Source organism: Sutcliffiella horikoshii (assembly GCF_002157855.1).
In the GTDB taxonomy this organism is placed as follows: Bacteria; Bacillota; Bacilli; order Bacillales; family Bacillaceae_I; genus Sutcliffiella_A; species Sutcliffiella_A horikoshii_C.
Genome location: NZ_CP020880.1, coordinates 91,952 through 116,316, shown reverse-complemented (window position 1 = coordinate 116,316; position 24,365 = coordinate 91,952). Strand labels below are relative to the sequence as shown.

The 24,365-nt window shown below is 44.9% G+C and carries 19 protein-coding genes, 3 rRNA genes and 1 other annotated feature; all 22 genes read right to left on the bottom strand.

What is annotated here, in order from left to right; genetic code table 11:
* Positions 1–71: 71 nt before the first annotated feature.
* A complete protein-coding gene (secE, locus tag B4U37_RS00580; protein WP_010191465.1) occupies positions 72–254 on the bottom strand; it encodes a preprotein translocase subunit SecE in 183 nt (60 codons plus the stop codon).
* 29 nt (positions 255–283) lie between these two features.
* Positions 284–433 carry a 50S ribosomal protein L33 gene (rpmG, locus tag B4U37_RS00575; RefSeq protein ID WP_088016674.1) on the bottom strand — a complete coding sequence of 50 codons (150 nt, stop codon included), beginning with the start codon at positions 431–433 and terminating at the stop codon, positions 284–286.
* Between the two features lie 112 nt (positions 434–545).
* Entirely contained in the window at positions 546–1,151 is a 606-nt protein-coding gene (gene sigH, locus B4U37_RS00570) for an RNA polymerase sporulation sigma factor SigH (protein ID WP_087942026.1), read from the bottom strand.
* 113 nt (positions 1,152–1,264) lie between these two features.
* Positions 1,265–1,774, bottom strand: coding sequence for an NYN domain-containing protein (locus B4U37_RS00565; protein WP_010191462.1), 510 nt, complete (start codon positions 1,772–1,774; stop codon positions 1,265–1,267).
* A 6-nt stretch (positions 1,775–1,780) separates the two neighbouring features.
* Positions 1,781–2,530: a 23S rRNA (guanosine(2251)-2'-O)-methyltransferase RlmB gene (gene rlmB / locus B4U37_RS00560; RefSeq protein WP_088016673.1), complete on the bottom strand. Its 750-nt coding sequence runs from the start codon at positions 2,528–2,530 to the stop codon at positions 1,781–1,783.
* A 2-nt stretch (positions 2,531–2,532) separates the two neighbouring features.
* The gene (locus B4U37_RS00555; protein WP_010191460.1) at positions 2,533–2,943 is read right to left on the bottom strand and encodes a Mini-ribonuclease 3; all 411 of its coding nucleotides are present in this window, start codon (positions 2,941–2,943) and stop codon (positions 2,533–2,535) included.
* An 8-nt stretch (positions 2,944–2,951) separates the two neighbouring features.
* Positions 2,952–4,352, bottom strand: a complete 1,401-nt coding sequence (gene cysS / locus B4U37_RS00550; RefSeq protein ID WP_088016672.1) for a cysteine--tRNA ligase — start codon at positions 4,350–4,352, stop codon at positions 2,952–2,954.
* Positions 4,333–4,998, bottom strand: coding sequence for a serine O-acetyltransferase (gene cysE / locus B4U37_RS00545; protein ID WP_088016671.1), 666 nt, complete (start codon positions 4,996–4,998; stop codon positions 4,333–4,335). The genes cysS and cysE overlap by 20 nt, the downstream gene beginning before the upstream one ends.
* 242 nt (positions 4,999–5,240) lie before the next feature.
* Positions 5,241–5,481 (bottom strand) — a binding site (T-box leader).
* Positions 5,482–5,538: 57 nt separating this feature from the next.
* Positions 5,539–6,990, bottom strand: a complete 1,452-nt coding sequence (gene gltX, locus B4U37_RS00540) for a glutamate--tRNA ligase (RefSeq protein ID WP_213084096.1) — start codon at positions 6,988–6,990, stop codon at positions 5,539–5,541.
* A 330-nt stretch (positions 6,991–7,320) separates the two neighbouring features.
* Positions 7,321–7,797, bottom strand: a complete 477-nt coding sequence (ispF, locus tag B4U37_RS00535; RefSeq protein WP_088016669.1) for a 2-C-methyl-D-erythritol 2,4-cyclodiphosphate synthase — start codon at positions 7,795–7,797, stop codon at positions 7,321–7,323.
* Between the two features lie 25 nt (positions 7,798–7,822).
* Entirely contained in the window at positions 7,823–8,500 is a 678-nt protein-coding gene (gene ispD / locus B4U37_RS00530) for a 2-C-methyl-D-erythritol 4-phosphate cytidylyltransferase (protein ID WP_088016668.1), read from the bottom strand.
* Positions 8,501–8,591: 91 nt separating this feature from the next.
* Entirely contained in the window at positions 8,592–9,683 is a 1,092-nt protein-coding gene (locus tag B4U37_RS00525; protein ID WP_088016667.1) for a PIN/TRAM domain-containing protein, read from the bottom strand.
* 107 nt (positions 9,684–9,790) lie between these two features.
* Positions 9,791–10,864 carry a DNA integrity scanning diadenylate cyclase DisA gene (gene disA / locus B4U37_RS00520; protein ID WP_088016666.1) on the bottom strand — a complete coding sequence of 358 codons (1,074 nt, stop codon included), beginning with the start codon at positions 10,862–10,864 and terminating at the stop codon, positions 9,791–9,793.
* Positions 10,865–10,866: 2 nt separating this feature from the next.
* On the bottom strand, positions 10,867–12,243 hold the full coding sequence (gene radA, locus B4U37_RS00515; RefSeq protein ID WP_088016665.1) for a DNA repair protein RadA: 1,377 nt from the start codon (positions 12,241–12,243) through the stop codon (positions 10,867–10,869).
* 198 nt (positions 12,244–12,441) lie between these two features.
* Positions 12,442–14,880, bottom strand: a complete 2,439-nt coding sequence (gene clpC, locus B4U37_RS00510; RefSeq protein WP_088016664.1) for an ATP-dependent protease ATP-binding subunit ClpC — start codon at positions 14,878–14,880, stop codon at positions 12,442–12,444.
* A gap of 22 nt (positions 14,881–14,902) precedes the next feature.
* Entirely contained in the window at positions 14,903–15,967 is a 1,065-nt protein-coding gene (mcsB, locus tag B4U37_RS00505) for a protein-arginine kinase McsB (protein ID WP_088016663.1), read from the bottom strand.
* Positions 15,968–16,516: a protein-arginine kinase activator protein McsA gene (gene mcsA, locus B4U37_RS00500; protein ID WP_088016662.1), complete on the bottom strand. Its 549-nt coding sequence runs from the start codon at positions 16,514–16,516 to the stop codon at positions 15,968–15,970.
* 11 nt (positions 16,517–16,527) lie between these two features.
* A complete protein-coding gene (locus B4U37_RS00495) occupies positions 16,528–16,989 on the bottom strand; it encodes a CtsR family transcriptional regulator (protein WP_010191446.1) in 462 nt (153 codons plus the stop codon).
* A 523-nt stretch (positions 16,990–17,512) separates the two neighbouring features.
* Positions 17,513–17,629: ribosomal RNA gene (gene rrf, locus B4U37_RS00480) — 5S ribosomal RNA — on the bottom strand.
* An 87-nt stretch (positions 17,630–17,716) separates the two neighbouring features.
* Positions 17,717–20,648, bottom strand: a 23S ribosomal RNA gene (locus B4U37_RS00475).
* 225 nt (positions 20,649–20,873) lie between these two features.
* A 16S ribosomal RNA gene (locus B4U37_RS00470) occupies positions 20,874–22,425 on the bottom strand.
* The 16S, 23S and 5S rRNA genes sit together here, the layout of an rRNA operon.
* A 417-nt stretch (positions 22,426–22,842) precedes the next feature.
* Entirely contained in the window at positions 22,843–24,333 is a 1,491-nt protein-coding gene (gene lysS / locus B4U37_RS00465; protein WP_010191443.1) for a lysine--tRNA ligase, read from the bottom strand.
* Between the last annotated feature and the right edge of the window lie 32 nt (positions 24,334–24,365).

Genomic DNA, 24,365 nt, shown 5'->3' with positions numbered 1-24,365 from the left:
TACCATGATATAACATTACTTATTCAAGAGCAAAAAGAATAAGGAAAAAATTATTGTTCGCTCTTAAGTGATTAGTTAATCAAAGCACGGATTAACTCGGAAATACCTAAGTCAATAACCCAGAAAAACACTGCTACAAACAATACTGTTGTTACTACTGTAATTGTGTAGCGAGTAAGTTCCTGGCGTTTTGGCCAGCTTACTTTTTTCATTTCGCGAGCTACATCACGAAAAAAATTAGTCAAACGTCCCATCCATGTAACCTCCAACCCCAGATACTGATCTATTTTGTCTCCCGATGAACGGTGTGAGCATTACAAACCTTACAAAATTTCTTTATCTCTAATCGCTCTGCACTTTGTGACTTTCCTTTAACTGTTGAGTAGTTACGGGAAGAACACGCCGCGCAAGCAAGTGCTACCTTACTTTGCATGTGTTACACCACCAAAACATAGATGTCCCTAAAAATGTAACATAGGCGTAATAATTAGTCAATGTGATTTGAAGGCGCAACCATCTTACATAAACACAAGAGAATTTACTACTTATAAAGTAATCTCTCTCAGTTCCAAGTATCTTTCTAACTTTCGTTTTACCCTTTGCAATGCGTTATCGATGGATTTCACATGCCGGTTTAAATCTTCTGAAATTTCTTGATAGGAACGTCCGTCCAGGTACAGGGCGAGAACCTTTCTCTCAAGGTCGCTCAGCAACTCTCCCATCTTAACTTCTATATCATCAAATTCCTCTTGATTTATAATCAATTCTTCAGGGTCCATTACTTTAGCCCCTGAAATGACATCCATTAATGTACGGTCTGATTCCTCATCATAGATAGGCTTGTCCAAGGAAACGTACGAATTCAACGGAATGTGCTTCTGTCTTGTAGCAGTCTTAATCGCAGTAATGATTTGTCTTGTGATACAAAGTTCGGCAAACGCCTTGAAAGAAGTCAACTTGTCCTCTTTAAAGTCCCGGATTGCCTTGTATAGACCTATCATCCCTTCTTGCACGATATCCTCGCGATCTGCACCAATAAGAAAATAGGATCTAGCCTTCGCGCGAACGAAGTTCTTATACTTGTTGATTAAATAATCCAGCGCTTCACTATCACCTAAATGCACAAGTTCTACCATCTGTTCGTCTTCCATAAGCTCTAATATCCTGTTAGCATTTCTTGGATCGCTCACTATCACACCTATCCCTCCGACTGAATCAGTAGATAGAAATATTATACAGTAGGCATAAATTGACCGTCAACCACTCATCGCTGTCCTCGACGCCATTTTTCGAAAATTGCTGAAATTTCATTGTCCAATTCTATGCGTTTTGACGGCTTTTCGTTGGTAAATTTTGTTACACGTTTTTTTATTCTTGCTTCGATAGCGTCTGACTCATTCAGCAGTTCACGAGCCGATTTTCGCAATGCACCCTGTCCGAAGATGGCCCATTGTTCTGTAAAGTCAGAAGTGGCCACATGGATTTGTGTTCGAATGTCACTTAAACTGATGGCAAGTTTTTCGATTCTTTCATCGGCTGTTTCGTTTTCACGAGTATAAATGACTTCCACTCGATGATTTTTGTATTTCGTCTCTATCCCCTGTGACATATGCGCGTCAAAGACAATAATCACCTTATATCCTGTATATGCCTGGTACTCTGCCATTCTAGAAATAAGGATATCACGGGCCATTGCCAGGTCCTGATCTTTCAGGACCCTCAGCTCCGGCCACGCACCGATAATGTTATATCCATCTACCAGTAGAATATCCATTCTTCCTTACTCTCCTGCCGACAATCTTTTGCGGAAAACCTCATACATTAATAGACTTGCTGCGACAGAAGCATTTAGTGACGTAACTTTCCCCACCATCGGTAAAGAGACAAGGAAATCGCATTTTTCTTTTAAAAGTCTTGCCATTCCTTTTCCTTCACTGCCGATAATAAGCCCAAGCGGCAAGGAGCCGTCCATTTTCGTATAATCAACGGTTCCTTTAGCGTCTGTTCCGAAGATCCAAAGTCCTCGCTCTTTTAGCTCGTCCACTGTCCTGGCAAGGTTGGTTACTCGCACTACCGGGATGTGCTCGATGGCTCCTGTGGAGGATTTGGCTACCGTGGCGGTCAACCCTACCGCTCTCCTCTTAGGAATGATGATGCCGTGTGCCCCTACTGCATCTGCTGTACGCATGATGGAACCTAAGTTATGCGGATCTTCTATTTCATCTAGTATGAGAAAGAAAGGATCTTCGTTTCGCTGTTCTGCAACCTTATACAGATCGTCAAGCTCGGCATAATCATAGGCAGCGACAGAAGCGACAACTCCTTGATGATTTCCCTCTACCATCTGGTCAATCTTTTTGCGGGGAACGAATTGTACGAGGACATTCGCTTCCTTCGCCATAGCGATTACCTGTTGGATAGAGCCTTTTTGACCACCTTCTGCTATCCATAGCTTGTTGATTTCACGATTTGATTTTAGTGCCTCTAGCACCGGGTTACGCCCCATAATAAATTCTTTTTCTTTTGTCATCTCTATTCACCTCTCTTGCTGTCTACCAGTTCTATGCAGGTAAACACGATTTCTTCCATGCGGTCTATGTCTTCGCTTAAATAATGATAGCCAATCAGTGCTTCAAATGCGGTGGAGTAGCGGTAAGTCTGCACGTCCGTATTTTTTGGTACCGAACCGGACTTCGCATTGCGTCCCCGTCTGATCACACCTTGTTCTTCTTCCGTGAAAAATTCACGATCCATCAGCTGGTGAAGCAGATGTGCCTGCGATTTCGCAGACACATAGTTTGTTGCAGCCCGATGTAGCTGATTTGGACGGATCTTCCCGGATTTCAAAAGATGGTGGCGGATGTATCCTTCATACACCGCATCCCCCATATAGGCAAGCGCGAGACTATTTAATTGCTTTGCATCTACTTGTGTATTGCTCATTGTTACTATTATCCTCTTTTCCATCGTGTGCCTTGTGCAGTATCTTCGAGGATGATATTTTTCGCTTTTAATTCGTCACGAATTTCATCCGCTCTTGCAAAGTCACGGTTTTTCCTTGCATCAATGCGCTGCTGGATTAAGCTTTCGATTTCCTCATCCAATAGTTCTTCCTCTGCAGTAAGGGATACACCGATGACGGAAAATAATTCTTCAAACTGTGCAATGAAAGCCTTTAACACTTTTTCAGAAGTATTCTTCCCGTTTAAGTAAAGGTTGGCTTGCTTCGCCATATCAAATAGAACGGAAATCGCATTGGCTGTATTAAAATCATCATCCATTACTTTGATGAATTCATTTTTAAACTCTTCTACCTTTTGTAACCACTCCGTATCATCTGTTGCAAGGTCTACTGTATTGTCCAAACGATGCTTTAAGTTAGCATAAGCTGTTCGGATACGCTCAAGGCCGTTATTGGTGCTTTGAAGCAACTCTTCGTTATAGTTGATGGGATGACGATAGTGAACCGAAAGCATAAAGAAACGCAATAATTGCGGGTCATGCTTTTTGATAATGTCATGAACCAGCACGAAGTTACCGAGCGATTTGGACATTTTTTCGTTATCAATATTAATATACCCATTATGCAGCCAATACTTAGCAAATGTCTTGCCTGTCAACGCCTCGGATTGGGCGATTTCATTTTCATGATGCGGGAAGGACAAGTCCTGTCCGCCTGCATGGATATCAATGGTGTCTCCAAGGTATTTGCGAGCCATTGCCGAGCACTCGATATGCCAACCTGGTCTGCCTTTCCCCCATGGACTTTCCCAATGGATTTCTCCCTCTTTTGCCGCTTTCCAAAGGACAAAATCAAGTGCATCTTGTTTCTTATCTCCCACTTCGATACGAGTTCCAAGCTGAAGGTCCTCTATCGGTTGATGTGAAAGCTTTCCATACTCCTTAAATTCGCGAGTTTTGTAATAAACATCTCCACCGGACTCATAGGCATATCCTTTTTCAATCAATGCCTCAATAAACTCAATGATAATGTCCATGCTTTCCGTTACTCTTGGGTGCACAGTTGCTTGTTTGCAACCCAGGGCAGAGACATCTTCATGGTACGCCGCGATAAACCTTTCTGCAATGGTCGGCACATCTTCTCCTAATTCCTTGGCAGCCTTGATCAGCTTATCATCCACATCTGTAAAATTAGATACATAGTTCACTTCAAAGCCGCGGTATTCTAAGTATCTTCTAACCGTATCAAACACGATTGGGGGCCTTGCATTTCCGATATGAATGTAGTTATATACGGTCGGTCCGCACACATACATCTTTACCTTGCCCTCTTCAAGCGGGACAAACTTTTCCTTTTGACGCGTTAATGTATTATAAAGATGAATGGTCATCTATTTTCTTCCTCTCTTTTAAAAGTAGCAGTTCATTTTGCAGGCGGGCAATCTGATTTTCCAATTCCACAAACCGATCACCTGTCGGATCTGGCATTTCGTGATGATTTAAATCCCTTTTCACCTTTACTCCGTCTTGAATGACGATTTTGCCTGGAATGCCGACAACAGTGGAGTTGGCAGGTACATCTTTTAATACAACCGAACCCGCTCCAACCTTAGAGTTTTCACCAATCGTAATGGATCCCAATACTTTGGCACCTGTTGCAATCAGTGCGTTGTCCTGAATGGTTGGGTGTCGTTTTCCTTTTTCTTTCCCGGTACCGCCGAGGGTTACTCCTTGGAAGACAGTAACATTATTCCCAATTTCACAGGTTTCTCCTATGACAACTCCCATTCCGTGGTCAATAAAAAATCTGCGGCCGATTTTGGCACCTGGATGAATTTCAATTCCGGTGAAAAACCGGCTCACTTGGGAGATGACTCTTGCGATGAAAAACATTTTCCGTTTAAAAAAAGCGTGCGCGATCCGGTGGGCCCATACAGCATGTAGACCCGAGTAAGTTAAAATTACTTCGAAGTAATTTCTTGCAGCGGGATCTTGTTCAAATACCACTTCAATGTCTTCCTTTAGTTTGCGAAACATGGAGTGAACCTCCTTTCTTTTTTCCAATTATTAATTTTGAATTGGTTAACTTCCTGTTTCCTTTCGCTCCGGGAGTTCGCTTTCCGCGGGGCGGTGCTTGAGCCTCCTCACTTCGTTGCGGAGTCTCAACCTACCGCTACCTACCGCCGGAGTCTCACTCCCTGCTCTTCAGTCAACAGGGGATTAGGTGATACTATTTGGATCACCATTTTCTCAAAATAAAAACGCCTCCGTGTCATTGACACAGAGACGCTTATAGCGCGGTTCCACTCTGTTTGGATATGGGTTGCTAATAAAAGGACCCACATCCCCACTTAAGCCTCGTAACGGGAGGTTGCCGCTGTCACTTACTCGGCTATAAGGCCTTTTAGTAACAGACTCTGAGGTGCATTTCAAAAAAGTCATCACATGAATCGCTTACAGCCATGGCGATTCTCTCTGGAAAGGATGTACTTTTCCTACTCTCCTCTTCAACATTCATTAATGGTTATCTCGTTTTTAAAGATGGTAGTTCTATCATATTATGTTTTACGGAAAATGTTAACCAATTAGCTTCGACAATCTCGCTAAAACTGTTTCTTTCCCTAATAGATGGATCGTTTGCGGCAGGTCACGACCATGTGTTTGGCCAGTCGTTGCCACCCGGATTGGCATGAAAAGCTTTTTCCCTTTATGTCCGGTTGCTTTTTGAACGGCCTTCGTTGCAGCTTTGATGTTGTCTACAGAAAAGTCCTCCATCGTTTCCAATTCATTATGGAAGGCAGCCATTACTTCCGGTACTTGTTCTTCAGCTAAGACAGCTTTTGCCTCTTCATCGTATTCGATGTGCGTTTGGAAGAACATTTCCGTCAGTTCCACAATTTCTGCTCCAAAACTCATCTGCTCTTGGTAAAGTCCGATAAGTTCTTTTGCCCAAACCTTCTGATCCTCTGTCATTGTCTCTTCCAGACGACCTGCTTTTATTAGGTGCGGCAAGGACATGTCAACAAGTCGATCCAGGTCCATTGTTTTGATGTATTGGTTGTTCATCCATGTTAATTTGTTTGTATCAAATACAGCTGGTGATTTGGATAAACGAGCCGTATCAAAGATCTCAATGAATTGATCCTTGGAGAAGACTTCCTCTTCGCCGACCGGAGACCAACCAAGCAAGGCAATAAAGTTGAACAAAGCTTCAGGCAAATAGCCAAGCTCCTCATATTGCTCAATAAACTGGATGATGGACTCATCACGTTTACTTAATTTCTTGCGGCTTTCGTTCACAATCAATGTCATATGACCGAACACAGGAACATCCCAGCCTAGAGCTTCAAAAATCATGATTTGTTTTGGCGTGTTCGAGATATGATCATCTCCACGAAGAACGTGGGAAATCTGCATCAAATGGTCATCAACCGCCACGGCAAAATTGTAAGTAGGTGTTCCGTCCTTTTTCACGATAACAAAGTCACCAATGCCGTCGGATTCAAAAGATACGTCTCCTTTAACCATGTCATTGAACTTAATTTCTTTTCCCTTTGGAACGCGGAAGCGAATGCTTGGTTCTCTTCCTTCTGCTTCAAATGCTTGTTGCTCTTCTGCAGTTAAGTTGCTGTGCTTGCCCGAGTAATTAGGGTTCTCTCCGCGGGCAATCTGTTCTTCGCGCTCCGCCTCAAGCTCCTCTTCCGTACAATAGCATTTATAGGCAAGATTTTTTTCTAAAAGCTCGTTATAAAATTTGGTGTAGATGTCATTACGTTCTGATTGGCGGTATGGTCCATACTCGCCACCTACATCGACGCTTTCATCCCAGTCCATTCCAAGCCACTTTAAATATTTCAGCTGGCTTTCTTCTCCACCTGCGATATTACGCTTTTTGTCTGTATCTTCAATGCGGATAATGAATTTCCCGTCTTGGCTGCGTGCAAACAGGTAGTTGAATAGTGCGGTTCTGGCGTTTCCTATATGTAAGTGCCCTGTTGGACTTGGGGCATATCGTACACGAACTGTCATGTTTGTTACCTCCATTTTCCGTCGGCTTTCGGGCCCTGACGGTTTTTAAAACTAAGCATTATTTTAACATAAAAATGCTGAAGCACGTAGCTATTTCTTTCTATGGCTTTGTTATAACGCCGCTGTTGATTTCCGCAAATGGCTTCGCTTTCCTAGGGGCTGACGTGAGCCTCCTTCGGCTTACGCCTGCGGGGTCTCCACCTAGCGCTATCTCCCTCAGGATAAGGAAGGCTTCGGCAGCGAAACATCGCACGAAGAAAATGCGTAGCATTTTCGAGGAGTCTTCGCCTTTTGCTCCAATCAACAGCTAGATATCACGTCTTACAAAAACTATCTCTTTATCAAAAGGACAGCTGCTTGGGCGGCGATTCCTTCTTCTCTGCCGGTGAAGCCGAGTTTTTCGGTGGTGGTCGCTTTCACGTTGACCTGTTCCACGTCCGCTTCTAGTAATTCCGCTATTCGTTTGCGCATCGGTTCGATATGTGGGGCCATTTTTGGTTTTTGTGCAATGATGGTACAGTCCACATTTCCAAGTGTATAGCCTTTTTCTTTTACTATTGCCCATACCTGTTCCATTAAAACAGCGGAGTCTGCATTTTTAAATGCCGGATCAGTGTCAGGGAAGTGTTTTCCGATATCTCCTTCTCCGATTGCGCCTAGGCATGCATCAGAGATTGTATGTAAAAGTACGTCGGCATCAGAGTGTCCGAGTAGCCCTTTTTCGTAAGGGATAGTGATGCCTCCGATTATTAGTGGTCTGCCTTCTGCAAACTGATGTACGTCAAAACCTTGTCCAATTCGAAACATAGTGCACCTCATCTATTATAGAATATTATTTTTGTAGAAAAGCTTTTGCAAGGATTATGTCTTCGGGTGTGGTCAGCTTGAAGTTTTCGTATTCACCTTCTACTATGTGTACCGGCACATGGATGCGTTCTACGAGACTTGCTTCGTCGGTCCCTAAGTAGTTCTCTGCTTTTGCCTTATCATGCGCCTCTTTTAGGATAGCATATCGAAAAGCTTGAGGTGTTTGAATGGACCATAAACTAGACCGCTCCACTGTTTGTTCCACCACTCCCGCCTTGCTAACACGTTTGATCGTATCTTTAACAGGCACCCCTACTATAGCTGCCCCTTCTTTGGCCGCTTTTTTCACTAGATGGTGAATGACTTCTTGAGAAATAAAAGGCCTTGCTCCATCATGAACAAGTACAATTTCTGCTGATTGAAGCGATGTAAGCCCATTATACACGCTATCCTGCCGCTCTTCTCCACCAATGACCATTTCTTTTATTTTTTGTACGGGATATTGGTGTTGAAGTTCTTTGAATATATCTTTTTCTTTTTCATTGATGACTAGTTTGATTTCCATGCACCAAGGATCCGCTTCAAAGACGGATAAGGTATGTATGATGACAGGTTTCCCCTCAAGCTCGATGAACTGCTTGTTTTTTCCAGCCTTCATCCGCTTGCCCTGTCCTGCTGCTAGTACGATTACTTGATAGTTCATTATATACTCTCCCGTGGGTGTTGAATTTTAGCACAAAATAACTTTTACCCTCTAAGCAAAGCTTAAGAGGGTAAAGGTTACTACTATTTACTTATAAGGCTGCCCGTTCCAGTTGTTTGGGCTTGGCAAAGATCATTCGTCCGGCAGATGTCTGGAGGACGCTTGTGACTAGAACTTGGATGTGCTTGCCGATATAATCACGGCCTTCTTCTACTACAATCATAGTTCCGTCATCAAGGTACGCGACACCTTGATTATGTTCTTTTCCGTCTTTAATGACTTGTACAGTCAGCTCTTCGCCAGGAAGCACGACAGGCTTTACCGCATTTGCTAGGTCGTTGATATTTAATACTTCCACACCTTGGAGCTCACATACTTTGTTTAAATTAAAGTCATTGGTAACGACAACACCGGACGTTAATTTTGCTAGCTTCACAAGCTTGGAGTCCACTTCCTGAATGTCTTCAAAATTACCTTCATATATCTCTACTTTTATCGCTAATTCCTTTTGGATCCTGTTTAGAATATCTAAACCACGGCGACCACGATTACGTTTTAATACGTCTGATGAGTCAGCGATATGCTGAAGCTCTTCTAGAACAAATCGCGGAATGACGATGGTCCCTTCTAGAAAACCGGTTTGGCAAATATCCGCAACCCGGCCATCAATAATAACGCTTGTATCCAAGATTTTCAGCTTCTTTGAGGATAAATCCAACTCGTCATCTTCTACTGATTTTTTCTTCCCGAATTTTGAGGAAATAGAAAATAGATTTACCAGTTCATCTCGTTTTTTGAAACCTACTTGAAAACCAAGATATCCTAATAGAATGGTAATGAAAATAGGGAATATGGCGCTGACAAATGGGATTCTCTCTAATGGAATAACTGCCAGATAAGCGACAATCAGTCCGAAAATCAGCCCTAAACTACCAAATAACACATCGGTAACAGGCGCTTTCACTAAAGATTCCTCAATCCATTTAATGAATCCTACAACATAATCCACTAACCAAAAAGTAAGGATAAAAAATATAATTGCTCCTAAAATAGCAACAGTATAAGGCTTCGTAAGAAAAGGGATATCCCCTAGATTCAAGAGTGAAAACAGCTCGGGAATGAAAAAGATCCCCAATGTTCCGCCAAGAATTAAAAAGAACAGTTGAACCGTACGCCTTAACATTGCCTCACCTCCCTTTATTCATTATAAACAGTTTCCTTTAAATAAAACGTCGAAAAAACTTTTAATTTACTTTTGTAAGGATTTTGTCACATTCCTGGTTTTACGGCTTACATTTGTCGATCAATTAATAACTGATCCTGTATCCGTTTCAATCCCTCTTTAATTTTCCGGGCCCGTACCTCACCAATCCCATCCACATCATCTAATTCCTCCACTGTAGCGTTCAGAATCTGCTTCAAATTCCAGAACTTGCAGACAAGGTTTTCGATGACAAGCGGTGGAAGTCTTGGAATCTTATGCAAAACTCGATATCCTCTTGGGAGGACGATTTCATCTGGATTCATAAATCCTGAATACCCAAGCATCTTCAAGATAACAGCATCATCTAATAAATCCGTATTTGCCAACTCCTGCAAACGCCTTAAAATCATGAATGCATCCATCTCTTTATCAACGCAATAATCTTTTATGAGGAGAATGGCTTCTTCTTCAATATGGGCAAGAAGTTCTGTCATTTGCAGCCGGATCAGTCTGCCTTCCGTTCCAAGCTCATTGATATAGCTTAAAATTTCATTTTTAATCCTTAGTACCATTTCTATACGATGTATCACCTGTAAAAGTTCCGATAATGATACTTGTTCTTCAAATTCTAAAGCACCAAGATTGGTAATCCCTTGATCTAGTACGGTTTTATATTTTTCCAATGTTTGTATTGCTTGGTTCGCCTTTGTAAAAATAACCCCGATATCCCGCAGTGCATAACGGAAGTCGCCTTTATACAAGGTAATGACATTACGGCGCTGGGAGATGGCGACAACAAGACAGCCAGTCTGCTTAGCCACACGTTCTGCCGTTCGATGCCTCATTCCAGTTTCTGTGGAAATGATAGTGGAATTAGGTGTTAGTTGCGCGTTAGCATAGAGTATCTTCGTCCCTTTTTCATTCAAGATGATGGCACCATCCATTTTGGCCAACTCATATACATAAGCCGGGCTGAATGGACAATTGATCGAAAAGCCGCCGTCTACCATCTCTTTCACTTTATCATTGAAACCCACGACCACAAGTCCGCCGGTTTGAGAACGAAGAATATTGTTAATCCCTTCCCGAATAGGTGTTCCGGGTGCGATAAACTGTAAGGTATCTGCCATTATTTTTTCTTTCTGCCGTTGTTCTTCCATCTCTATCCCCCTAGAGTATATTGAAGAGCCTGTTCGATGGTGTTGACTCCTATCACATTAACCTCTTTCGGAATGGTCCAGCCTCCCAGGTTTTTCGCCGGTATGATTACTCGTTTGAACCCAAGCTTTGCCGCTTCTTGAACACGTTGCTCAATGCGGGACACCCTTCTAATCTCACCTGTCAGTCCCACTTCCCCTATCACCACATCTGTTGGTTCAGACGTTTGGTTACGGAAACTGGAGGCAATGCTGACCGCAACAGCAAGGTCAATGGCCGGCTCATCGAGTTTAACCCCTCCTGCCACTTTCAAGTAGGCATCCTGATTTTGCAGCAACAGCCCGACTCTTTTTTCAAGCACTGCCATTATAAGCGATACCCTGTTGTGATCGATTCCTGTCGCCATTCTTCTTGGATTTCCGTACCCCGTTGGAGAGATCAATGCCTGGATTTCTACCAATACGGGCCTTGTACCTTCCATAGACGCTACTACGGTGGAACCTGCAGCTCCTTTTGACCGTTCTTCTAAAAAGATTTCAGACGGGTTCTTCACTTCCGTCAAACCTTCTTCCTTCATTTCAAAAATACCAATCTCATTTGTCGAACCGAATCTATTTTTAACCGAACGCAAAATACGATACGTATGGTGCCTTTCTCCTTCAAAATATAACACCGTATCCACCATATGTTCTAAAAGACGGGGCCCTGCAATAGAACCTTCTTTCGTGACATGACCTACGATGAAGACAGCAATATTCTTTGTCTTAGCGATCCGCATCAACTCAGCCGTACATTCTCTAACCTGTGACACACTCCCAGGAGCGGAGGTAACAGCAGGATGGTAAACGGTTTGGATGGAATCGACAACAAGCAAGGTCGGTTGTACATCGTCCACCGCTTTTGCAACAAGTTCAAAGTCCGTTTCTGATAAAACAAACAACTCTTCTGCCTGTACACCTAAACGGTCTGCCCGCAGCTTTGTTTGCTGAACAGATTCTTCCCCCGATATGTATAGGACACGATGTTTTTTTAATGCTAGTTGACTGCACACCTGCAGCAATAAAGTCGACTTTCCAATACCGGGGTCTCCTCCAATCAGTACAAGGGATCCTTGGACCAACCCGCCACCAAGCACTCTATTGCACTCATCCATATCTGTATATATCCTGGATTGCTTTATATTTTCCACTTTGGTGATGGATTCTGCTTTTCTTGCCAGTGTAGAGGAAGACGTTGTAAAACCTCCGCGCCTCGGCGTCCTGGACTCTTCTAGCTCCTCCACCATCGTATTCCACGCGTTGCACCCAGGACATTTCCCCATCCACTTAGGTGACTCATACCCGCATTCCTTACACATAAACTTTGTCTTACGCTTTGCCATCCAAAAACCCTCTCTATTTGAACAATAATCTTTATGAAAAGAGTGTTATAAAAATACCATTGTTTTCCTTCTTTTATGATACCTTATTTCACATAAATTACGCTAATCTTAACCATTGGAAAATACAAGAAAGGAGGAAAGCCCTTATATCAAGAGCTTACCTCCACTTCTATACAGCCATGCAAACGACCAGCAACCTTATTTTACTATCTCCACATCACGGACAACAAATTCCCCATCTACAACATCCAAGGAGATTTTCTTGCCTTTCTCAATATTACCTTTTAACAGTTCTTCTGAAAGTTTATCTTCCACATGTTTTTGGATCGCACGGCGCAACGGTCTTGCACCGTATTCCGGATCGTATCCTTCTTCTGAAATCTTTTCTTTTGCAGCTTCTGTCAGCTCCAAATCGATATCCTGCTCTTTCAGGCGTTTCGTTAACTGCTCAGAAAGCAGGGTAACGATTTCTTTCAAGTGTGTCTTCTCTAAAGAGTGGAACACTATCATTTCATCAACACGGTTCAGGAACTCCGGACGGAACGCCTTTTTCAGCTCCTCCATCACTTTCCCTTTCATGTCTTTATAGTTTTGGTTTTCATCCTGTACATTAAAGCCGACGTATTTGTTGCGCTTTAATGCGTCTGCCCCAACATTTGACGTCATAATGACAAGCGTGTTTCGGAAGTCCACTGTACGACCCTTTGAATCCGTCAGGCGGCCATCCTCTAACACTTGTAATAAAATATTGAACACATCAGGATGTGCCTTTTCAATTTCATCTAAAAGAATAACAGAATACGGTTTACGTCGAACCTTCTCCGTCAGCTGGCCGCCTTCATCATATCCGACATACCCTGGAGGGGAACCGACAAGACGGGAAGTCGAATGCTTCTCCATATACTCAGACATATCAATACGGATCATGGCATCCTCATCACCAAAGATAGATTCCGCCAGTGCTCTTGCAAGCTCTGTTTTACCTACCCCAGTCGGCCCAAGGAATATGAAGGAACCAATTGGACGTTTCGGATCCTTCAAGCCGGCACGTGCTCGACGAACGGCTTTTGATACTGCTTTAACCGCTTCATCCTGTCCGATAACACGGGAGTGCAATAAAGATTCCATGTTTAACAGTTTATCTGTTTCTGTTTGTGCAAGTTTTGAAACCGGAATTCCCGTCCAGCTAGAGACCACCATCGCAATATCTTCTACTGTCACCTCGGAATTCTCTTGTCCTTGCTTTTCTTTCCACGTTTTCTTCGTTTCTTCTAATTGTTCACGAAGACGTTGTTCGGTATCTCTTAAAGACGCAGCTTTTTCAAACTCCTGGCTCTGCACTGCAGCATCCTTCTCGTTCCTCACTGACTCAAGCTTCACTTCTAACTCCTTCAAGTTAGGAGGAGTGGTGAAAGAACGAAGGCGAACTTTTGATCCCGCCTCATCAATTAGATCAATCGCTTTATCCGGCAGGAAGCGGTCAGAAATGTAACGGTCGGAAAGCTTAACCGCCTGCTCAATCGCCTCATCCGTGATGGATACACGATGGTGCGCTTCATAACGGTCACGCAGTCCTGTCAGAATCTGAATGGACTCCGCTGTTGTCGGCTCATCCACTGTGATCGGCTGGAAACGACGCTCAAGTGCTGCATCTTTTTCGATATATTTACGGTACTCATCAAGCGTTGTGGCACCGATACATTGCAACTCTCCACGAGCTAAGGATGGTTTTAAGATATTGGATGCGTCAATGGCACCCTCTGCTCCACCGGCACCGATTAATGTATGAAGTTCGTCAATGAAAAGAATGATGTTACCTGCTTGACGGATCTCATCCATCACCTTTTTCAAGCGGTCCTCAAACTCCCCACGATATTTCGTACCAGCTACAACCGTACCCATGTCAAGTGTCATTACACGCTTATCTCGAAGGATTTCCGGTACTTCATTGCTCACAATTTGCTGTGCAAGTCCTTCTGCAATGGCCGTTTTACCTACACCAGGCTCCCCGATCAACACCGGGTTATTTTTTGTTCTGCGGCTAAGTACCTCAATTACACGCTGAATTTCTTTGCTTCGTCCGATAACAGGATCCAAGCTGCCTTCACGTGCGACTGCTGTCAGGTCCCTTGCCAGGCTATCAAGTGTAGGCGTATTCACATTGGCAGAAGCTCCACCTGAATGTCCTCCGGAAGACTCATTGCTTCCAAGCAGCTGCAACACTTGCTGGCGAGCCTTGTTTAAGCTCACTCCCAAGTTGTTCAATACTCGTGCCGCAACCCCTTCTCCCTCACGGATCAAACCAAGCAGCACGTGCTCTGTTCCTACATAAGAATGACCAAGTTTACGGGCTTCATCCATGGAAAGCTCAATGACCTTCTTCGCTCTTGGTGTATAGTGAGGAATCGATTGGCCACTGTCCTGCCCTCTTCCAATAAGATTTTCTACTTCTTTTTGAATTTTTTCCGGTCCCAAGCCAAGGGCAATTAATGCTTTTGCAGCAATCCCTTCCCCTTCTCTTACCAGTCCAAGTAAGATATGCTCTGTTCCAATATTATTATGGCCTAGGCGCAATGCCTCTTCCTGTGCCAATGCCAATACTTTTTGCGCTCTTTCTGTAAATCGACCAAACATCATATCCATTCGCCTCCCGAATATTTTATCTATTTAATCGCATTCTTTCCCGAATCAAGCTGGCCCTGCGAACATCTCTTTCATTAGGCTTTAATGGCCCTCCTGCATATTGCTGCAAGAAGCCCGGTTGAGTTAATATCATTAATTCATTCAAAATGGATCTAGATATGTCGGTGATATAGCCTAAGTCTATACCAAGCCTCACATTCGACAAACATTTTGCCGCCTCTTTCGTTTCTATTATACGACTGTGTGCCAACAATCCGTATGAGCGAAATACTCTATCTTCTAATTGTATGTTCGAAGTTTTGACTAATGCTTCTCTGGCAGAGCGCTCTTGAGAAATAAGTTGTTGTACCACACCCATAAGGTCCTGAACAATATCCTCTTCTGACTTGCCGAGTGTCATTTGGTTGGAAATCTGAAAGATGTTCCCTAAAGCTTCGCTACCTTCCCCATAAATTCCTCTAACAACTAATCCCAATTGATTAATTGCCGGAACAATTCTGTTCATCTGCTGCGTCAACACCAGTGCGGGCAAGTGCATCATGACGGAAGCTCTTAGCCCCGTCCCCACATTTGTCGGGCAACTCGTTAAGTATCCTCGTTTTTCATCAAACGCATAATCAATCTTTTCTTCTATCCAATCATCCAATGAATTGGCTACCTGCAACGCTTCATTTAACTGCAGGCCGGGAAACAAGCATTGAATCCTGATATGATCCTCCTCATTTATCATAATGCTCACTTCTTCATTCGGTGATAACAAACATGCTCCAAATGCCGAATCCTCCGCCAGTTGTGGACTGATTAAGTGCTTTTCTACCAACACTCGCTTCTCTAAAGCATTCAATTCCTCCATAAGGAGAAACTCCAACTCCCCGAGATCCTGAAACTTCTTTTCCCCAAAATGCTGTTTCATAATAGCAACAATCTGCTGTGCTTCCTCGTTGCTCGACACGGTCGGAAACTGCATCTCTTCAAGGTTCCTGGCAAGCCTTACTCTGCTGCTAAGGACGATATCTGAATCCGGACCCTCCTGCTTCATCCAGGAACTGACCGCATTGTTCAAAAAGTGTTCAAGAGACATCTACTGCTCCCCCTCTCTTTTTTCACTCAGTTGCCTTTCCAATTCTCTAATTCTATCTCTAGTATTCGCCGCACTCTCGAATTCTTCCTGTAAAATAAGTTCTTGCAACTCTTCTCTAAGCGCATCAATTTCTTTCCTCACATGCATGCTCCCGCCAATTCGTTTCGGAATCTTCCCGGCATGCACCGTGTTTCCGCTATGCAATCTTTTTAAAATGGGCTGCATTTTGTCGGAGAAAGTATGATAACATTCCGAACAACCAAACCGGCCAATTTTCGTAAACTGCTGAAACGTCATCTTACAACGCTCGCATTGCAAAATTTTTGGCGGATCAAGTTCTTCCTGTTGTGGATTTGGAATCGCCTGTTCCGTATTCAACAACCCGGCAATCAGGTTATTGATGGAAAAACCAGATCCACCAGTAAACATCGACATACTGCCTTTTTCTTGAGCACATTGCTCACATATATGAATCTCGGATTTTTCACCATTAATAATCTTTGTAAAATGCAAAGCAGCTGGACGCTCATTACATTCTTGACATACCATTTTTATCCCCCCTACCGATACTTCAGTGTAGTCAGCATGGCCGTTAACATCCTTGCCCGCAGCTCATCTCTTTCAGGCAAGCCCAAATATAAGACAGAGCGGTCCATGACACTAACCATTATCTTCGCTTCCCTAGCGGAAATCACCTTCTCCTCCACCAACCGGAAGATAACATCCTCCGCACTGGCCTGGGAAACTCTCACATCTATTAGTTCTATAAGCTGGTCGATCAAATGCAAATGATCATGCGGCTTAATCTTAATAATCCTAATATAGCCACCGCCCCCACGCTTGCTCTCCACCAAATATCCTCGTTCAATTGTAAATCTAGTATTGATCACATAATTAATTTGAGAGGGCACACATTCAAACTTATCTGCAATCTCACTGCGTTTGATCTCAGCAGAATTCTCTCTGCTCCCCTCCAACACCTGTTTCAAATATTGCTCAATGACATCAGATATGTTTCTCATGCTATCCTCCTATCTGACCTTGACTATCTTTGACTATATGTAAAATATATAAGACCTTCCGAAAAAATTCAATAGATAACCTTTCGCTAAAAACTGTCATTCTGTGTGGTTTGGTTTTAGTGCGTCCTTTATGTAGGGTGAAAGTTGAGGGCAGAGTTTCTTGCAGAGAAGCCTCTCTCAAACAGAATTCCACTTTTGGGAGGTGTTTAAACGTCAATTGGTCAAAATTGTTCAAAAGAAGTTTTAGAGGGGGGACGGGTGGTTGAAGGGGGGCGTTTTAAAATTATAGTTCAAGTTTTGGTTTATCCGCGAACTTTTTGTTTTATCCGCTATCTGTTTGGTTTATCCACGAACTTTTCGATTTATCCGCTATCTTTTTGGTTTATCCACGAACTTTTCCATTTATCCGCTAAGTTAGACGATTTAACCGTCATTCGACACAAATATACAAAAATGGCACCTCACCTCCAACAAAGAAAGCACAAAAAAACCAGCGCAATAAGCACTGGTCATCCATAAATTTGCCTGGCAACGTCCTACTCTCACAGGGGGAGATCCCCCAACTACCATCGGCGCTGAAGAGCTTAACTTCCGTGTTCGGTATGGGAACGGGTGTGACCTCTTCGCCATCATTACCAGACATATTCAGTTGAAGGTTGATCCTTCAAAACTAGATAATGTGTTCATATCAAGATATTCATATCGTTCACTTATTTCGATACTTATTTGGGTTAAGTCCTCGATCGATTAGTATTCGTCAGCTGCACGTGTCGCCACGCTTCCACCTCGAACCTATCTACCTGATCATCTTTCAGGGATCTTACTTGCCGAAGCAAAAGGAAATCTCATCTTGAGGGGGGCTTCATGCTTAGATGCTTTCAGCACTTATCCCGTCCGCACGTAGCTACCCAGCTATGCCTTTGGCAAGACAACTGGTACACCAGCGGTGCGTCCATCCCGGTCCTCTCGTACTAAGGACAGCTCCTCTCAAATTTCCTGCGCCCACGACGGATAGGGACCGAACTGTCTCACGACGTTCTGAACCCAGCTCGCGTACCGCTTTAATGGGCGAACAGCCCAACCCTTGGGACCGACTACAGCCCCAGGATGCGATGAGCCGACATCGAGGTGCCAAACCTCCCCGTCGATGTGGACTCTTGGGGGAGATAAGCCTGTTATCCCCGGGGTAGCTTTTATCCGTTGAGCGATGGCCCTTCCATGCGGAACCACCGGATCACTAAGCCCGACTTTCGTCCCTGCTCGACTTGTAGGTCTCGCAGTCAAGCTCCCTTGTGCCTTTACACTCTGCGAATGATTTCCAACCATTCTGAGGGAACCTTTGGGCGCCTCCGTTACTCTTTAGGAGGCGACCGCCCCAGTCAAACTGCCCACCTGACACTGTCTCCCAGCCCGATAAGGGCTGCGGGTTAGAATTTCAATACAGCCAGGGTAGTATCCCACCGACGCCTCCACCGAAGCTAGCGCTCCGGCTTCTCAGGCTCCTACCTATCCTGTACAAGCTGTACCAAAATTCAATATCAGGCTACAGTAAAGCTCCACGGGGTCTTTCCGTCCTGTCGCGGGTAACCTGCATCTTCACAGGTACTATAATTTCACCGAGTCTCTGGTTGAGACAGTGCCCAGATCGTTACGCCTTTCGTGCGGGTCGGAACTTACCCGACAAGGAATTTCGCTACCTTAGGACCGTTATAGTTACGGCCGCCGTTTACTGGGGCTTCGGTTCAAAGCTTCGCTTGCGCTAACCTCTCCCCTTAACCTTCCAGCACCGGGCAGGCGTCAGCCCCTATACTTCGCCTTACGGCTTCGCAGAGACCTGTGTTTTTGCTAAACAGTCGCCTGGGCCTATTCACTGCGGCTCTCTCGGGCTTTAACACCCTAACAGAGCACCCCTTCTCCCGAAGTTACGGGGTCATTTTGCCGAGTTCCTTAACCAGAGTTCTCTCGCTCACCTTAGGATTCTCTCCTCGCCTACCTGTGTCGGTTTGCGGTACGGGCACCATACTCCTCGCTAGAGGCTTTTCTTGGCAGTGTGAAATCAGGAACTTCGGTACTATATTTCCCTCGCTATCACAGCTCAGCCTTAATGAGAAGCGGATTTGCCTACTTCTCAGCCTTACTGCTTAGACGCGCATATCCAACAGCGCGCTTACCCTATCCTTCTGCGTCCCCCCATTGCTCAAACGGAGTGGAGGTGGTACAGGAATATCAACCTGTTATCCATCGCCTACGCCTTTCGGCCTCGGCTTAGGTCCCGACTAACCCTGAGCGGACGAGCCTTCCTCAGGAAACCTTAGGCATTCGGTGGAAGGGATTCTCACCCTTCTTTCGCTACTCATACCGGCATTCTCACTTCTAAGCGCTCCACCAGTCCTTACGGTCTAGCTTCAACGCCCTTAGAACGCTCTCCTACCACTGTTCGTAAGAACAGTCCGCAGCTTCGGTGATACGTTTAGCCCCGGTACATTTTCGGCGCAGAGTCACTCGACCAGTGAGCTATTACGCACTCTTTAAATGGTGGCTGCTTCTAAGCCAACATCCTGGTTGTCTAAGCAACTCCACATCCTTTTCCACTTAACGTATACTTGGGGACCTTAGCTGGCGGTCTGGGCTGTTTCCCTCTTGACTACGGATCTTATCACTCGCAGTCTGACTCCCATGGATAAGTCTTTGGCATTCGGAGTTTGACTGAATTCGGTAATCCGATGAGGACCCCTAGTCCAATCAGTGCTCTACCTCCAAGACTCTAACACATGAGGCTAGCCCTAAAGCTATTTCGGAGAGAACCAGCTATCTCCAGGTTCGATTGGCATTTCACCCCTACCCACACCTCATCCGCTCACTTTTCAACGTGAGTCGGTTCGGGCCTCCATTCAGTGTTACCTGAACTTCACCCTGGACATGGGTAGATCACCTGGTTTCGGGTCTACGACCACGTACTCATGCGCCCTATTCAGACTCGCTTTCGCTACGGCTCCGTCTCATCGACTTAACCTTGCACGTAATCGTAACTCGCCGGTTCATTCTACAAAAGGCACGCTATCACCCATTAACGGGCTCTAACTACTTGTAGGCACACGGTTTCAGGATCTATTTCACTCCCCTTCCGGGGTGCTTTTCACCTTTCCCTCACGGTACTGGTTCACTATCGGTCACTAGGGAGTATTTAGCCTTGGGAGATGGTCCTCCCTGCTTCCGACGGGATTTCTCGTGTCCCGCCGTACTCAGGATCCACTCAGGAGGGAACGAAGTTTCAACTACAGGGTTTTTACCTTCTATGACGGACCTTTCCAGATCGCTTCATTTACCCCGTTCCTTTGTAACTCCATGTTGAGTGTCCTACAACCCCAAGAGGCAAGCCTCTTGGTTTGGGCTAATTCCGTTTCGCTCGCCGCTACTCAGGAAATCGCGTTTGCTTTCTCTTCCTCCGGGTACTAAGATGTTTCAGTTCCCCGGGTCTGCCTTCCATACCCTATGTATTCAGATAAGGATACTGCTCCATTACGAGCAGTGGGTTTCCCCATTCGGAAATCTCCGGATCAAAGCTTACTTACAGCTCCCCGAAGCATATCGGTGTTAGTCCCGTCCTTCATCGGCTCCTAGTGCCAAGGCATCCACCGTGCGCCCTTAATAACTTAACCGTTGACCAATATGGTCATGTGTCGATATCAGCGATGATATCTATAAAGAAAATTACTAAGATGAACGATATTCTGTGAATATCTTGATATTAGTTACATTATCTAGTTTTCAAGGAACAACTGGGACAATTCGTAAGAATTGTCTAAGGATAAATCCGAAGATTTATCTAATATGAGAGAATGCTCTCTCAAAACTAAACAAAACAACAAGCGTACATTCCTTAGAAAGGAGGTGATCCAGCCGCACCTTCCGATACGGCTACCTTGTTACGACTTCACCCCAATCATCTGTCCCACCTTAGGCGGCTGGCTCCAAAAGGTTACCCCACCGACTTCGGGTGTTACAAACTCTCGTGGTGTGACGGGCGGTGTGTACAAGGCCCGGGAACGTATTCACCGCGGCATGCTGATCCGCGATTACTAGCGATTCCGGCTTCATGCAGGCGAGTTGCAGCCTGCAATCCGAACTGAGAACGGTTTTATGGGATTGGCTCGACCTCGCGGTTTTGCTGCCCTTTGTACCGTCCATTGTAGCACGTGTGTAGCCCAGGTCATAAGGGGCATGATGATTTGACGTCATCCCCACCTTCCTCCGGTTTGTCACCGGCAGTCACCTTAGAGTGCCCAACTGAATGCTGGCAACTAAGATCAAGGGTTGCGCTCGTTGCGGGACTTAACCCAACATCTCACGACACGAGCTGACGACAACCATGCACCACCTGTCACTCTGTCCCCCGAAGGGGAACGTCCTATCTCTAGGAGTGTCAGAGGATGTCAAGACCTGGTAAGGTTCTTCGCGTTGCTTCGAATTAAACCACATGCTCCACCGCTTGTGCGGGCCCCCGTCAATTCCTTTGAGTTTCAGTCTTGCGACCGTACTCCCCAGGCGGAGTGCTTAATGCGTTAGCTGCAGCACTAAAGGGCGGAAACCCTCTAACACTTAGCACTCATCGTTTACGGCGTGGACTACCAGGGTATCTAATCCTGTTTGCTCCCCACGCTTTCGCGCCTCAGTGTCAGTTACAGACCAGAAAGTCGCCTTCGCCACTGGTGTTCCTCCAAATCTCTACGCATTTCACCGCTACACTTGGAATTCCACTTTCCTCTTCTGCACTCAAGTCCCCCAGTTTCCAATGACCCTCCACGGTTGAGCCGTGGGCTTTCACATCAGACTTAAAGGACCACCTGCGCGCGCTTTACGCCCAATAATTCCGGACAACGCTTGCCACCTACGTATTACCGCGGCTGCTGGCACGTAGTTAGCCGTGGCTTTCTGGTTAGGTACCGTCAAGGTGCGAGCAGTTACTCTCGCACTTGTTCTTCCCTAACAACAGAGCTTTACGACCCGAAGGCCTTCATCGCTCACGCGGCGTTGCTCCATCAGACTTTCGTCCATTGTGGAAGATTCCCTACTGCTGCCTCCCGTAGGAGTCTGGGCCGTGTCTCAGTCCCAGTGTGGCCGATCACCCTCTCAGGTCGGCTACGCATCGTCGCCTTGGTGAGCCGTTACCTCACCAACTAGCTAATGCGCCGCGGGCCCATCTGTAAGTGATAGCCGAAACCATCTTTCAATAAAGAACCAGGAGGTTCCTTATATTATCCGGTATTAGCTCCGGTTTCCCGAAGTTATCCCAGTCTTACAGGCAGGTTGCCCACGTGTTACTCACCCGTCCGCCGCTGACCTTTCAAAAGCAAGCTTTTAAAAGGTCCGCTCGACTTGCATGTATTAGGCACGCCGCCAGCGTTCGTCCTGAGCCAGGATCAAACTCTCCAATAAAGAGTCTGAGCTTTTGCTCAAAATTTGCTAGCTTGTGTTACTTAAAATCATTTTGTCGTGTTCCGTAGAACCGACGTTATGACGCTGTTGTTTTGTTTAGTTTTCAAAGATCATTTACTCTGTCGTCTCTCTCAAGGCGACTTTATTATCTTACCAAATCAATCAGTTTATGTCAACAACTTTTTTCATTTCTTTTTTTCGGTAGAAACGATGTCGTTTGTGACAACGAATATTAATATACCATCGCTAGAATACAAAGGCAATAGGTTTTTTCGATTATTTTCGTTAAATGATAATGTTGTAATAGTCTCATTATTCAGTGCGTGGTTTCCCCCTAAACTGAACGGTCACCATCAATCGTCAACCCTATCAAAAACGCCGCGCTGCAAATAAGCAGCGCGGCGTTACTTTATAAAATTAACGGTGTCTCATTTGCGGGAATAACAATACATCTCTAATAGAAGGAGAGTTTGTTAACAGCATAACAAGGCGGTCGATACCGATTCCGAGTCCACCTGTTGGCGGCATACCGTATTCTAATGCCTCGATGAAGTCGTGATCCATTTCATGAGCTTCGTCATTACCTTGTTCTTTTTCTTTTAGCTGCGCTTCGAAACGCTCTTTTTGATCGATTGGATCGTTAAGCTCTGTGAAGGCATTTGCATGCTCACGGCCAACAATGAACAATTCAAAACGATCTGTGAAGCGCGGGTCTTCTGCATTCTTCTTAGCTAGTGGAGAAATTTCCACTGGGTGTCCGTAGATGAATGTAGGTTGAATAAGCGTCTCTTCTACTTTTTGCTCGAAGAATTCGTTCAAGATATGACCGAACTGCATATGTTCTGTGATTTGAATGCCATGTTCTTTTGCTAGAGCACGAGCTTCCTCATCAGTCATCTGCTGCCAGAAGTCTACGCCTGTTGCTTCTTTAACTGCGTCAACCATGTGCAGTCGTTTCCACTCAGGAGTCAGATCGATTTCGCTGTCGGCATACTGAACCTTCGTGCTGCCTAACACTTCCTTGGCAATGTGAGCAACAAGGTTCTCTGTCAGGCTCATGATATCCTTATAGTCAGCGTACGCTTCATATAGTTCAATCATGGTGAATTCAGGGTTGTGTCGAGTGGATACACCTTCGTTACGGAATACACGGCCGATTTCATAGACTTTCTCCAAGCCGCCGACAATCAGGCGTTTTAGATGAAGCTCAATGGCAATACGCATGTATAACGTCATATCCAATGTGTTGTGATGAGTAATGAACGGACGTGCTGATGCTCCACCGGCGATAGAGTGCATCATCGGTGTTTCAACTTCTAGGTAGCCATGGTCGTCCAGGTAACGGCGCATCGCTTGGATAATCTTAGAGCGGGCGATGAACGTTTCTCTGCTCTCTGGGTTTGTGATTAAGTCAAGATAGCGTTGACGGTAACGTTGTTCTACGTCTTTAAGTCCGTGGTACTTCTCAGGCAGTGGACGCAATGCTTTTGTCAGCAATTCAAAAGATGTTGCTTTAATAGAAAGTTCGCCTACTTTTGTTTTGAAAACAAAACCTGTTACTCCGACAATGTCCCCGATATCTGCAGAGTTGAAGATTTCGTATGCTTCATCGCCTACAGCATCTTTACGGATGTATAACTGAATTTGGCCGGTAAGGTCTTGGATGTGCGCAAAGCCTGCTTTTCCTTTGCCGCGCTTTGTCATGATGCGACCAGCAAGTGTTACAGCAATTTCCTTTTCGTCCAATTGTTCTTTTTCGATTTCTCCGTACTGGTTAATCAGTTCTTTAGAATCATTTGTACGTTCAAATCTAGCTCCGAACGGATCTAATCCTTTATCGCGGTGTTTTTGTAATTTTTCTCTCCTAACCATCAACTGGTCATTCAAGTTTAATTCTTCTTGACTCATTTTATTCAACTCCAACTAGTAATTTATCTACT

Coding starts and splice junctions, on each gene's coding strand:
- lysS (WP_010191443.1), bottom strand. CDS start 24,333: ATGAGTCAAGAAGAATTAAACTTGAATGACCAGTTGATGGTTAGGAGA.
- B4U37_RS00555 (WP_010191460.1), bottom strand. CDS start 2,943: ATGAGCAATACACAAGTAGATGCAAAGCAATTAAATAGTCTCGCGCTT.
- ispD (WP_088016668.1), bottom strand. CDS start 8,500: ATGAACTATCAAGTAATCGTACTAGCAGCAGGACAGGGCAAGCGGATG.
- clpC (WP_088016664.1), bottom strand. CDS start 14,880: ATGATGTTTGGTCGATTTACAGAAAGAGCGCAAAAAGTATTGGCATTG.
- secE (WP_010191465.1), bottom strand. CDS start 254: ATGGGACGTTTGACTAATTTTTTTCGTGATGTAGCTCGCGAAATGAAA.
- gltX (WP_213084096.1), bottom strand. CDS start 6,990: ATGACAGTTCGTGTACGATATGCCCCAAGTCCAACAGGGCACTTACAT.
- sigH (WP_087942026.1), bottom strand. CDS start 1,151: ATGGAAGACGAACAGATGGTAGAACTTGTGCATTTAGGTGATAGTGAA.
- mcsB (WP_088016663.1), bottom strand. CDS start 15,967: ATGTCTCTTGAACACTTTTTGAACAATGCGGTCAGTTCCTGGATGAAG.
- ispF (WP_088016669.1), bottom strand. CDS start 7,797: ATGTTTCGAATTGGACAAGGTTTTGACGTACATCAGTTTGCAGAAGGC.
- B4U37_RS00495 (WP_010191446.1), bottom strand. CDS start 16,989: ATGAGAAACATATCTGATGTCATTGAGCAATATTTGAAACAGGTGTTG.
- radA (WP_088016665.1), bottom strand. CDS start 12,243: ATGGCAAAGCGTAAGACAAAGTTTATGTGTAAGGAATGCGGGTATGAG.
- cysS (WP_088016672.1), bottom strand. CDS start 4,352: ATGACCATTCATCTTTATAATACATTAACGCGTCAAAAGGAAAAGTTT.
- rlmB (WP_088016673.1), bottom strand. CDS start 2,530: ATGACAAAAGAAAAAGAATTTATTATGGGGCGTAACCCGGTGCTAGAG.
- B4U37_RS00565 (WP_010191462.1), bottom strand. CDS start 1,774: ATGGATATTCTACTGGTAGATGGATATAACATTATCGGTGCGTGGCCG.
- rpmG (WP_088016674.1), bottom strand. CDS start 433: ATGCAAAGTAAGGTAGCACTTGCTTGCGCGGCGTGTTCTTCCCGTAAC.
- disA (WP_088016666.1), bottom strand. CDS start 10,864: ATGGAAGAACAACGGCAGAAAGAAAAAATAATGGCAGATACCTTACAG.
- mcsA (WP_088016662.1), bottom strand. CDS start 16,516: ATGGTATGTCAAGAATGTAATGAGCGTCCAGCTGCTTTGCATTTTACA.
- cysE (WP_088016671.1), bottom strand. CDS start 4,998: ATGTTTCGCAAACTAAAGGAAGACATTGAAGTGGTATTTGAACAAGAT.
- B4U37_RS00525 (WP_088016667.1), bottom strand. CDS start 9,683: ATGTTAAGGCGTACGGTTCAACTGTTCTTTTTAATTCTTGGCGGAACA.